We start from the raw sequence: 10,896 nt of genomic DNA, 5'->3' as shown, positions 1-10,896 counted from the left end.
CTCTGGAGGCGCGATAGCCGCGTACCCGTCCATGCGCCCCAAATACGGCAGGAACGAAAGGCTCTTACCGGGCCTGAACTGCGTAAACGCCCTCTTAGAGCCCGGTGGCGCTTGGGGCGGTTGCGGACGCGGTTCGTCGGGACCTTGATCCGCTTGCTTGGAGTGCACTCCACGGCCATAGCGTTGAGACATCGGAACCGAAACTCCAGGCGTCGACGCATCATCCCGCACGATCAACTGGAAAGACGGCAAGTGGTAGACAACCAATTCACAACGCATGCAGAACTTTTCGATCTGCGTGGAAAGCGCGCGCTCGTCACCGGTGGCACCCGAGGTATCGGAATGATGATCGCGCGTGGCCTTCTCCAAGCGGGCGTCCGCGTGGTCATCAGCTCACGCGACGCAGAAGCGTGCGCTCAGGCACAGGAACAGCTTTCCACATTGGGTGAGGTGTGGGCCATCCCCGCCGACCTGTCCCGCCACGACGAGTGCCGGCGACTGTCCGACCTCGTCACCGCCGACTCGGAGCGTCTCGATATCCTCGTCAACAACGCGGGCACCATGTGGGACGAGCCGCTGGCGACGTTCCCGGACGCTGCCTGGGACACGGTCGTCGACCTCAACCTGAAGGCACCGTTCTGGCTGGTCCAGGCGCTGCTGCCCGCACTTCGCAGGGCGGGTACGGCCGACGATCCCGCGCGAATCATCAACATCGGCAGCATCGCCGCCATCCACGTGCCCCAGCGGCCCAACTACTCGTACTCCAGCAGCAAAGCCGCACTGCATCAACTCACCAGAGTGCTCGCCAGGGAACTAGGACCGCAGCACGTCACCGTGAACGCCGTGGCGCCGGGGGCGTTCCCCTCGACGATGATGGCTGCAACCCTCGATGAGTTCGGTGAGGCGATCGCGGCAGCGACCCCGCTACGCCGGATCGGCCGCGACGACGACATGGCGGGTGTCGCCGTGTTCCTCGCCAGCCGGGCAGGTGCATACCTCACGGGCGCCGTGATCCCCGTCGACGGCGGCATCGCCACAACCGCGTAGGTCGCCTGGGGCGCGTATGGACCGTGCTGGTCACAGCCACTCGTTGAGGGCTGCGACCAGCACGGTCGCCTCATAGCGGACGGCGAGCTGGTCGTATCTCGTGGCCACGGTCGGCCTTGTCCGGGATGGTGCAGCGGATACCGCGCCGGCGCAGGTAGGCGCGGTTCTTGCGGGAGGCGTACGCCTTGTCGGCGCGGACCCGGCCCGGCCGGGTCCGCAGACGGCCGGAACTCGGGCGGGCAACGCGGACCTTGTTCAAGACGGGTTCGGACTGCGGGGAGTTGCCGCGCTGCCCGGCCGTGATCACGATGGACATGGGCTTCTGCCCTTGTTCGACGGCCAGATGCAGCTTGGTGGTCAGGCCGCCGCGCGAGCGCCCGAGGCCGTGGTCGTCCGGTTCGACGGCGACGCCGCCGGGCGGCTCGATGTGCAGGTCCCCTTTTCCGCGCCCCGGCGGCGTGCCGATGGGCCAGGCACACGGTCGAGCCGATGTTGAGAGCCCAGGTGATGAGCTCCTTCGCGTCGGCCCGGGCCTGCACGTCGGTGAAGATCCGCGGCCAGGCACCTTCCCGCTGCCAGCGGTGGAACAAGTCGTACGACCGGGCCCAGGGCCCGTTTGCCAGAGTTTCCGTAAGGGCACCGCGCTGATAGTGGACGGCGCCGCTGTGAACCTGCCGCCTCAGCGGCGACGGCGTACACCACGCCAAGCTCGGCATCGCCCGCCTGCACAGCTTGTCCTCGCAGGGTAGGAAGGCGGGATTCATCGCCGCTGACCGCAGCCGAATTGACCTCAAGATCAGTTACGGGACAAGCCTTAGCCGCGCCCGGGGGACACCGGCCTGTACGACTGCGGCCCATGTCTCGGACTTGCCTCCACTCTCCTGAGGGGCGGCGCCGAATTCGATCAAGTTCACGCGGGAAGTCGCCTGTGGGTGCAACGTCCGGAGATTCTCATTCCTCGGGCAGCGAAACAATCCAGTAGTCATACTCTTCGGCAGTTACGCCACACAGTTTGTCCCCGGCGAGAGAGCATCCGATGAATTCGACTCGGTCTTGATCATCCCGGAGGAGGGATGTGTCGCTCTCTGGAATCAACTGCACATGAACCCAGCCAACTTCATGGCTTCCTGTGGTTACCGCCGTGATGAGGAAATAGTCTTCCTCGTCAATGATTCCTGACAAGCGGGCGTGGTGGAGCCACTGAAGGTGGACGTCTCGCCCAGCGAGCGAAAGAGGCACGGTCTCGACCGGTTCGACGTCACCAGCGATCGACTGCCAAGCTCTGGTGACGGTGGAGGCCAAAGTGTTGCCCCCTCGAATTCCCAGGATCTTTAGTGACGCAGATCGGAGCTTCTTTACGAGTTCGTTCTCCGGCGAGTCCATTGTTCTCCTCCGTCGACGCGGCGGTAGGGCACGCGAGGGCATTCATTTCACGGGCAGGTGGGAGCGTGAAAGGAAGGCCCCGACTCTTGGTGTGGTAGCCCTTATGGTCACCTGTCCACCGTTCAGCCCACTCCGTCGAATGAATAGAAGTCGGGCTCCGGAAACACCCCGGCGATCGAGAAGGGATCGAAATCTGAATCTGTGAGCAGGCGAAAAGTGAACTCCGATGTTGACATATTCACCTGATGCCACGAGTAGTTATCGCTACGCGCAAGGATGGGCCAACTATTTGGATCCTCCCGCGCAGATGCCAGCCAGAAGAAGGAACTTCTCCATTCACCAAATGCCCATGGAATGAGGCCCGGCAAGTCGGGCCGATACACATGATACGGACTGAACACCGGATCGGATTCTCTGGCCGGGCTGACCTCGCAGTAGGACCTCCAAATGCGCAACAGGTCAAATTGCCCGGTATTATCTACTAAAATAAGGCGCAGGAAGTCAGAAAACTCACCTTTTCCGAATGTTTCGGCCAGCTGCTTGTAATCCTCGGGCAGTGAAGTTCCCAATACCGCTTCGATCTTTTTCCAGGGAAGGTCAAGGCCCAGCGGTTCCCAGTTCACACGGGAGGCAATTTTCTCAATCCACATGGCAGTTGCCGCCTATCCAAAATCAGCAGATGGGGCATGCAGGCCGAGCTGCGTGCCCCATCGTCCAGGTTACGGAACGTTGAGGGGAGGGTGGGTTCTACCCCTGGTTCCACTACCACTCGAACCCTGCCTGGCTATTCGGAATAGACCGAGGGTCCGTGGTGGGTCAAGCTGCCCCAGATCCGATGATTCCATCCCCATCGATATGTCCTAATCGATGTTGTTGATGCCATCCCGGTTCAGGCGGCCGATCGCACCTTGAGAACGTTCAGCAGTGTCGGGTTCCTGGCGTTCTGCGAAATTCGCCATGTGTCTACTCAGTGTCGCCACGATTCCTTGGGCGCACCTGCTGACCCGAGTCTTAGCACGATCGGCCTGCGAGGTATGACTGGATGTGTGGAAGCGAGAACGACGCAGCCTCAAATCGAAGGGAAGAGCCTGGTGATTCTGCTGACACACAGAAGCGGCCCCGTCCTTCTATCATTTGCATGCGCTTCTTCCCCGGATATTCCCAGCCACGGATGGACAAGTTCTGAACATCCGTGAACAAGATGAAGAACCGAATGGCATTGTGACTGTCGGCGCTTCTGAGGTTTCTCAGAATTTCGAAACCTGTGCCATCCTCGGGGATGCCAAAATCCGAAATCTCGAACCCCAGTGTCAGGGAAGTCTGCCGTTCGTCGATCTGCACATAGAAGAGGTCGCATTCACTCAGGAAGTTGGGGTGAGTCAGAGGGCTGTGAGCGTCGCGCGGGGCGGGTGTATTTTCAGCGTCCATGGAAATTCGCCTTGTGGGGCTCTGGGATACTCGAATTATTGATCAACTTGTCGAGCTTGTCCTTAAACAGGTGTGGACCCTGATCTGTTCCACCCGGAGACAGCTGAAACGTGCTCAAATGGCGTGCGATGATATCGGTGAGGCTCGTGAACTGCAGGAAAATGATCTCGTTCTGGTCGACCGTCACCTCGATCCTGTTTTCGGCTGAGCGAGGGGAAGTGGAGAGCCGGGCCGTAATGGGTGGCTTCCAATTAGTCACCGAGAGGTCTTGCACATTCATGAACTGGAGGTGGCACTGGAAGGTATCCACCGCGGGGTCAGCCCCTTCTTCAGGAAGAGCCAGCGGAGGGCTCGGCAGGTCAATGCGCAAGGTGAGAGCTGGGCCGCGCCAGTTCAGATGCAGTGAGCGCAACCTCACTCGGTCCAGCGGCGGAAGTTCCTCGCCGTAGAGTGATGCCAGATAGTGCCAATTCGCTACGCGAACTCTACTCGGGGTCATGGGATTAGTGTTCCTCACATTCGGAAATCTGGCCAATTTGAGTTTTCACGTTATGGCCGTACATGCACGTAGGGGCGCAGATATCCGCCTTCTCCGGGTTTCCGGTGACCTATCCAGCTGTATTTCGTTGGCCGGAGGGGTTCATCATCGGGAAGGCCAGGGAGCAGGCTGACCGTCGCGACGTCACGGAGCGCTAGAGTTCGGTGACTATGAGCATGCATTGTGGGGCCCTGGCGGCTGCTTCGGCGGCCGTCGTGCTGCTGTCCGTCCCGGTACCGGCCCACGCCGCCGCGTTGGCCAGACCGCATCGGTGCGAGACGGGGGAGGTCGACTCCCGCGGTCGTTCCTCCGTGGACGGCAACGAGTTGACCTGGGACGACAGCACCACATTCGACGACGCGCGCAAGCAGGCTGCCAGGGTCTGGTCGGCGGGCACGTTCCGGCAAGTGAAGATCAAGCCGGACGGGGCGACCACCTACGCGGACCTGGAGTGGAAGGACACCCACCAGACCGGCCCGGGGTGGAAGCGCGTCTACGGCAAGTGGGACCCGAACACCGGGACCGACTCTCTCTGGATGAACAAGGCCTACCTCGGCCCGGGGAAGGCCCTGGGCGCCGACGTCCACCGCAGACGGGTCGCCGCCCACGAGCTCGGGCACGCGCTCGGCTTCTGTCACAAGGCGTACGGGACCGGCAGCTACCCCTCGCTGATGTGGGCCAATTACGACCACATCCGGGGCAAGAGGATCGACCGGCCGACCGCGCACGACATCAAGGCCTATCACGCACTGTGGGGATGAACCGATGAACAGGAACACAATGGCCATGGCCGCGGGCGCCGCGGCGGCCGTGGCGCTTGCCGTGGGCGGCTGGGCCGGCTACCAGCACCTGGAGGACGGGGCCGGCACCGGGCATGTCCTGCGGGGCTATGACGCCACCAGTCCGGCCGGTACCGCACCGTACGCCGACGACGTCTTCACCGGCCGCGTGCTGGAGTTCGAGGAGCAGAAGGAACTGGCCCACCTCACCACGGACATCTACCGAGTCGAGGTGGAGTCGGTCCTGCGCGGCGACGTGCGAGGGACTGTGCGCGTCACCTTCGCCCCGGACGTGGAGCCCGGCCAGCGGCTGACCGACGGCACCACCTACGTCTTCGCGACCCAGGCGTGGACAGACACGGTGCAGGACGGCCAGGCACTGCTGTTCCAGGGCGAGATGAAGCCCGCGAACGCAACACAACTGGCCGCGTGGAGGAGGGCTGCCGCTCTTCCCATCGTCCCGGAAGAGTAGCCCGGACACAGTCGCACGGGCCCCAGGCCCCGGGCGCTCGGGCCGGATGAAGTCGTGGCTGACGGTTGGCAGAGGCAACCACGCCATGGCCCTCCGACCAGCGGCAGCAGACCTGACCAGCCCTTGACCAGCTCACGGTTGGCTCGCTGCGAGCCCCCGGGGGCCAACGCGACCAGGGTCAGGCATGGATCACGAAGAGAACGCCCTCGCCCACCGCCTGCCTGACCCCCCATCCACTGGCCCCTTACCTACGGACACCCCGGTCTCCACAACCAGCTTCTTGGGGAAGACCTGAACCATCACGCCACCGCACACCAGAGAACCTTGACCACCCGCCCCCCCCGCCTCCCTACCGGCGACCCCTGCACCCCCACCACGTCCCGGACTGCCTCGATCAAAAAGGAGTCACTCCCCGGGGCGTCTACTGCATCAGTTCGCTGTGCGGGTGCTCCGGTGACACCGGGCAGACGTAGAGCTGTTGTTGGTAGCCGCGGCCGATCAGGATGGCGATCGGGGCACTTTGCCGAGGACTGCCCGCCCTCGTGGGTGCTGTGGACTGTTGCTGCTCGTACGGGATCCAGCTGTGGTTGCTGCTGTCCCATTCGCTGGTGGCGATGGTCAGCAGGGGGTTCATTGCCGTGTCGCATGCGGGACAGCGTTGGGGGCTGGGGTCGGTCAGGCACCAGGAGGCCCAGCCGCCGACTTTCCAGCCGGGCGCGGTGGAGAGATTGCTCGTGTAGAACTCGCTCGGGTAGGACTCGCACGGGCGGTCCACCGTGTCACGGGCGGCTTCCTCTCTGCTCCAGTTCGCAATCAGACTCCGTAGTTCTTGGCCCAGTTCCACGGGATTGGGGTACTCGGTGACCTGCTCCGGGACGAGCAGGCACGGCTGGGGAAGGTAGACGGCGCGCTGCACCGCGAGCGGCTCCGGGGGTGCGGTGAGGATGTCGGTGACCTCGGCAGCGGATCGCCAGAACAGAACGGTCCTGGGCATGTACTCCTTGGGAGGGTGGTCGAAGGGGCACCACAGCACCTGGAGCAGGTCCGTGCCGGCGGGCGCGCGCAGATCGGGCACGTCCCGCGTGTAGAGCTGCGCCAGCGGCAGCAGCGCTATCGCCCCGTCATACGGTTGGTGCCTCGGGCTCGGAAGCGGATAGGTCCGCGGGGGATGAATGCGGCTGAGGGCCTCCTGTTCCTGCGGGGTCAGTTCCCGGCCCTGGGCAGCGGCGTGGATCCGGCGTTCCAGTCTCACGTCCGACAGCGACGGGGGCGGGTTCGTCCCGTCGCACTCGTGCGGTCCTTCGCAGTGTGGCCACGGCTCATCGGCCGGCCACAACAGCGGACCACCGACCGAACTGCTGCGTGGCGACGGGGACGCGGGGACGGGATGCAGCCGGGTCGCCGTGCGGGCCAGCGGGGCCAGATGCGGGAACAGTGCGGTCACGTCGCGTGGCCGCGGCGGGGTAGTACGCGTGATCTTCATAGGCGCCGATGCTGCCAGCAGCCTCTGACACTGGGCAGATCGTCCCCCCATCACAGCCGCCGGCGCAGTCTTCGCTGCCTCGTGACAACGCGACTTCGAAGTCTTGGTGGTCGCGAAACCGGGCCTCGAACCGGGCCCTGTCCGCAGCCCGGGCGCCCGTCGAACGAGGAATGGCACGGCTGAAGTCCCGGCAGACCTTCCGCAGATCGCGCATCAGCCCCAACCGCATGACCGTCATCACCAGAGCCGTCCTCACCCTGGAGGGGCAACGCTGAAAAGGCTCCCCACGTTGTTCTGCGGGACAGGGTGAGCCCTTCGTATGGTTGACCCGCCCAGGGGTGCCAGGTGTGGTTGAAAAAGGCTCCGGCGTTGATGGCTTCCACTGATTGGCCGCCCGGCGCCCCACGACGACTCGCCTGCCAATGAGGAATTGCGAATGATCGCTGAATAGAGAATCGACAGCGAGGTCGTCCGTGGGAAGCGCCAGCAGCACACCGCACGGAGGCACCATATGACCGCGACCTGGGTCGGCATCGACGCGGGCAAGACGCACCACCACTGCGTCGCGATCGACGAGAGCGGCCACCGGCTGCTGTCCCGGCGCATCGCGCACGATGAGCCCGACCTGCTCCAACTCCTCGCCGATGTACTGGCCCTGGGCGAGACGGTGACCTGGGGCATCGACCTGGCCGACGGCGGTGCGGCCCTGGCCATCACGCGCCTGCTCAACCACGACCAGCCACTGAGTTGCCGCCAAGTTGAAATCGCAGCTCAAGGGGCTGGCGTGCCCGGTCCACCGGGTACTCATACTGGTCGTGGGCGGGTGCCCACGGAGAAGATCATCCGTCAACGGTTGACTTCGAGGTTCGTCAGGGCGAGCAGAGCGCGCAGAAGTCGGGTGGCTCGGGCGGGATCAGGACGGAGTTTCGTGAGGATCCGCCAGTTCTTGAGGTGGGCGAAGCCGTGCTCGACCGGTGCGCGTCCGACGGCGGACGCGGTTGGCTTCCTTCTCGCCCGGGGTGAGCTTGTGAGTGCGGCTGGCGGCGTAGCCGGTGACGGGGTCGAGGATGTCGTTGTCCAGGCCGCGGAAGCCGAGGTCGGCCAAGGCTCCGAGGCCGGTGGCGCGCAGGTGGGCCAGGATGTGGTCGTGGCGGGCGGCGGTGTTGTCGTGGGTGCGGCCGGGCCGGGCGGCGGATATCCAGATCAGGCGGCCGTTCTGGTCGGTCAGGGCGAGGAAGTGCAGGCCGTGGCTGCGGTGCTTGCCGGAGTAGTTCCGTCGGTCGGCCTTGCCGGTGCGGCGCTGGGTGCGGATGAGGGTGCCGTCGATCAGGACCACCTCCCCGCCCTGCTTCGCGATCTTCCGCAGGGCGCGGTCCAGGCGCGGGGCCTGGGCGGCGAGCAGTCCGATCAGCTCGTCGCGCCAGCGGCGGACGGTGGACTCGGACACGTTGTTGCCGCCGGCGATGTCGGCCAGGCGCTGGTCGTGGCGCAGTACGGCCAGGACGATCACCGCGATCTTCCCGGGCGGCAGGATCCGCCACCTGGACCGGATCGCCTTCAGATGACGCCGTAGCAGGTCGGCGAGGTGGTTGACGGTGCGCGTGGACAGCGTCAGACGGCACTGGTAAACAAGCGGGCAGGTGTCCTCGGCGCGTCCTTTGGCATTCGTCACACAATTCCAACGGCCGCCGGGGGCAACCGGGTCACGCCCGTGCCGAGCCGCTCCGAGTGGCGGTGCTGCTGGTCACAGGCGGGTGGTGAACCGACCGTCGGGCAGTTTCCGCAGCCAGCCGCGGTCGACAAGTCTGACCAGCTTGCCGCGCAGCGGTTGCCGCTTGGACTGCACGCTGACGTCCACCCCCACTATCTCGCCGACCTCGCGGGCCATGACCGCTCCGGCGGCCTGCCGCACGGCGGTGATGATGCGCTGGTAGTCCCACAGGAGCGAGTGCTCCTCCACGCCCGGTTCGCGGTGCGGGATCAGCATCACCGCCCGGCCGCCCACCTGCCCCGGCATCGGCCTGGCGCAGGCGCGTTCCTCGGCGAGCTGCCCGGTCATCCGTTCAAGGACGCGTTCGGCGACGGCGAGTTCGTCCCGCTCGGCCCGCACTTCCGCCAGCTGGCTGACCAGCTGCTCTTCGACTTCGTCCAGTTCCGCGCGCCGCGCGGTGATCCGTTCCAGCAGCTCGGGATCCAGCATGCACCGGATCGTAGAGGGCTGTCCGGCCCCAGCGGGCAGAAACTGGGATGTGCTCGCGCTCCAGGGCTGGCAAAGGAGCCAGGGCGGCTCGTCATCAGTGTGCCCAAGGCAGGCGAACCGCCTCGATCTCGGAGTCGTTCAACAATGCATGGATGAGGGCTGGTGAACCGGCGACCTTGGTGGCCCACAGGTCGTAGTCGGTGCAAAGGACCCAGGAGCGGTCATCGGCCCAGAGATTGGACGGGCTGAAGTCTGCTTCGGATTGGTCATACAGGAGCTCGGCGTCGCCGAGCCGGCCCGCGCGCACGTGGAGGTTGTCGAAGTCGGTGGCTCCGAGCATCAGCGGGTTGTAGTAGGCAAGACAGCGGGTATCCGGGCCCGCGGCGCCGTACTCGGTGAGGACGGCGATTAGCCGATTCCAGGTCTCCCGGTCCAGGCTTCCTTCGGTCGGCGGGACCATGCTCAGTGGCCAGCTGCCTTCCTTCTTGGCCGAGGGAAAGCAGCGGTAGGAGGGCATCAGCCCGTCGGGCACTATCGGGTCGCCAGTCCGCCGGGCAAGCTCGGTCCATCGCAGCCGCCGCCAGCCAGGGCCGGGGTGCCGGGCACGGCCCAGACCTCCCCCCGTGGCGATACTTACGGCGTCGAGGTCGAGGTCTCCGACAACGTGGGGCTGGGTACTCCCGTCGGCAAGACGCGCCTGGTGGTACTCGTCGTACGACACCTCGGTTGGTCCCTGCTCGTGCTCGTACATGGCGTTGAGCACCCACACCGCGTCAGGCATCGCCGGAGGCATGAACCCGGTGAGCCCGTCGCCACACAGCTCCAGCAGCCAGTCGGTGGCCCCAGGCGGCATGAGCGGCCACAGGCTAGACATCGGGTTCGATTCCTCGGACATCCGCTCATGGTCCCAGGTGGAATCCGCCCTTCTGTGAGGGGCCGACATAACGAGACGTACCGCAAGAACCGACAGCCGACCGTCGGCAAACGATCTACACCCCAGGCAGCCACCCACGACCAGCACGAGCACCCGGAGGACCAGTCACGCCAGCCCTTTGACCTGCGACTTCAAGTTGGCGGCAACTCACTGATGGTCCAACTGCACTTCTGTTCAACGTTGTTGGGGGAGGTGGGGGCCTCACCTGCATCATTCGCCCGATGCGGTGTGCATCGCTGCGCAGATCAGTGCGTCGCTCCGCGGGGGAACGCAGGGTTTGCCGCATCGCGTTCGTCACTGCTGCATGTCGCGGACGTTCGCCGCCATCAACGAACATCGGTTGCCGCATAGGTGCGGTCGGCGGTCGAGTTAGAGCGTGTCGCGTTCGGGACTTGTGGGGATGCTGTCTCGGATCTGGGGCCTGACTCCTGACGTCTCTGACCAATCTGTACCGGTCTCGCAGTGTCGGCCCCTGATTGCGGATGGTGCGTTGCCGGTGCCGGGCGGGCGGGCGTGTCCCGGTAGGGGATGCCCACGTGGCTGCGGTTCTCTCCGTGACCGGGGCAGTGCTGGCCACCGACGAGTTCCCGGCCACCGCGGCCGGGTGCCGCGATCTGCTGAAGTGGGTCAGG

The 10,896-nt window shown here is 65.0% G+C and carries 12 protein-coding genes and 2 pseudogenes; 5 read left to right on the top strand and 9 right to left on the bottom strand.

The genetic code is table 11. The annotated features are described in order from the left end of the window. Positions 1–369 (bottom strand): hypothetical protein (locus ACFYVL_RS43830; RefSeq protein ID WP_389255635.1); only part of this gene is annotated, 369 nt, incomplete at its 3' end. On the opposite strand from ACFYVL_RS43830, the gene ACFYVL_RS43825 reads away from it, so the two are divergent. Next, positions 253–1,047, top strand: a complete 795-nt coding sequence (locus ACFYVL_RS43825) for an SDR family oxidoreductase (RefSeq protein ID WP_389255631.1) — start codon at positions 253–255, stop codon at positions 1,045–1,047. The two genes, ACFYVL_RS43830 and ACFYVL_RS43825, sit on opposite strands and share 117 nt — an antisense overlap. Before the next feature lie 70 nt (positions 1,048–1,117). Here ACFYVL_RS43825 and ACFYVL_RS43820 read toward each other — a convergent pair whose 3' ends face one another. The 4 genes from ACFYVL_RS43820 to ACFYVL_RS43805 all read right to left on the bottom strand — a co-directional run bounded on the left by ACFYVL_RS43820 (position 1,118) and on the right by ACFYVL_RS43805 (position 4,357). After that, positions 1,118–1,612 carry a transposase gene (locus ACFYVL_RS43820; protein ID WP_389255629.1) on the bottom strand — a complete coding sequence of 165 codons (495 nt, stop codon included), beginning with the start codon at positions 1,610–1,612 and terminating at the stop codon, positions 1,118–1,120. Between the two features lie 386 nt (positions 1,613–1,998). Continuing rightward, positions 1,999–2,430, bottom strand: coding sequence for a hypothetical protein (locus ACFYVL_RS43815; protein WP_389255627.1), 432 nt, complete (start codon positions 2,428–2,430; stop codon positions 1,999–2,001). A gap of 122 nt (positions 2,431–2,552) precedes the next feature. Then, positions 2,553–3,053 (bottom strand): hypothetical protein, encoded by a 501-nt coding sequence (locus tag ACFYVL_RS43810; RefSeq protein ID WP_389255625.1) that lies wholly within the window; start codon positions 3,051–3,053, stop codon positions 2,553–2,555. 794 nt (positions 3,054–3,847) lie between these two features. Beyond that, positions 3,848–4,357 (bottom strand): Imm50 family immunity protein, encoded by a 510-nt coding sequence (locus tag ACFYVL_RS43805; RefSeq protein ID WP_389255623.1) that lies wholly within the window; start codon positions 4,355–4,357, stop codon positions 3,848–3,850. A 209-nt stretch (positions 4,358–4,566) separates the two neighbouring features. Here ACFYVL_RS43805 and ACFYVL_RS43800 point away from each other — a divergent pair, with 209 nt between their 5' ends. Then, a complete protein-coding gene (locus ACFYVL_RS43800; protein WP_389255621.1) occupies positions 4,567–5,157 on the top strand; it encodes a matrixin family metalloprotease in 591 nt (196 codons plus the stop codon). Positions 5,158–5,161: 4 nt separating this feature from the next. Beyond that, positions 5,162–5,647 carry a hypothetical protein gene (locus ACFYVL_RS43795; protein ID WP_389255619.1) on the top strand — a complete coding sequence of 162 codons (486 nt, stop codon included), beginning with the start codon at positions 5,162–5,164 and terminating at the stop codon, positions 5,645–5,647. A 421-nt stretch (positions 5,648–6,068) separates the two neighbouring features. On the opposite strand, the gene ACFYVL_RS43790 is transcribed toward ACFYVL_RS43795, so the two are convergent. Then, positions 6,069–6,899 carry a hypothetical protein gene (locus tag ACFYVL_RS43790; RefSeq protein ID WP_389255617.1) on the bottom strand — a complete coding sequence of 277 codons (831 nt, stop codon included), beginning with the start codon at positions 6,897–6,899 and terminating at the stop codon, positions 6,069–6,071. A gap of 350 nt (positions 6,900–7,249) precedes the next feature. On the opposite strand from ACFYVL_RS43790, the pseudogene ACFYVL_RS43785 reads away from it, so the two are divergent. Both ACFYVL_RS43785 and ACFYVL_RS43780 read left to right on the top strand, forming a co-directional pair. After that, positions 7,250–7,405: pseudogene (locus ACFYVL_RS43785) on the top strand (IS5/IS1182 family transposase); the annotation flags it as partial. A gap of 236 nt (positions 7,406–7,641) precedes the next feature. After that, a pseudogene (locus tag ACFYVL_RS43780) lies at positions 7,642–7,812 on the top strand (transposase); the annotation flags it as partial. A gap of 231 nt (positions 7,813–8,043) precedes the next feature. Here ACFYVL_RS43780 and ACFYVL_RS43775 read toward each other — a convergent pair. The 3 genes from ACFYVL_RS43775 to ACFYVL_RS43765 all read right to left on the bottom strand — a co-directional run bounded on the left by ACFYVL_RS43775 (position 8,044) and on the right by ACFYVL_RS43765 (position 10,225). After that, a complete protein-coding gene (locus tag ACFYVL_RS43775) occupies positions 8,044–8,802 on the bottom strand; it encodes a transposase family protein (protein ID WP_389255615.1) in 759 nt (252 codons plus the stop codon). Positions 8,803–8,874: 72 nt separating this feature from the next. Then, the gene (locus ACFYVL_RS43770) at positions 8,875–9,330 is read right to left on the bottom strand and encodes a hypothetical protein (RefSeq protein ID WP_389255613.1); all 456 of its coding nucleotides are present in this window, start codon (positions 9,328–9,330) and stop codon (positions 8,875–8,877) included. A 94-nt stretch (positions 9,331–9,424) separates the two neighbouring features. After that, on the bottom strand, positions 9,425–10,225 hold the full coding sequence (locus tag ACFYVL_RS43765; protein ID WP_389255611.1) for a hypothetical protein: 801 nt from the start codon (positions 10,223–10,225) through the stop codon (positions 9,425–9,427). Between the last annotated feature and the right edge of the window lie 671 nt (positions 10,226–10,896).

Origin of the sequence: Streptomyces sp. NPDC004111 (assembly GCF_042874215.1) — a bacterium.
GTDB lineage: Bacteria > Actinomycetota > Actinomycetes > Streptomycetales > Streptomycetaceae > Streptomyces.
Note: the sequence above shows the minus strand (reverse complement) of the source record. Positions and strands in the feature narration are given on the sequence as shown.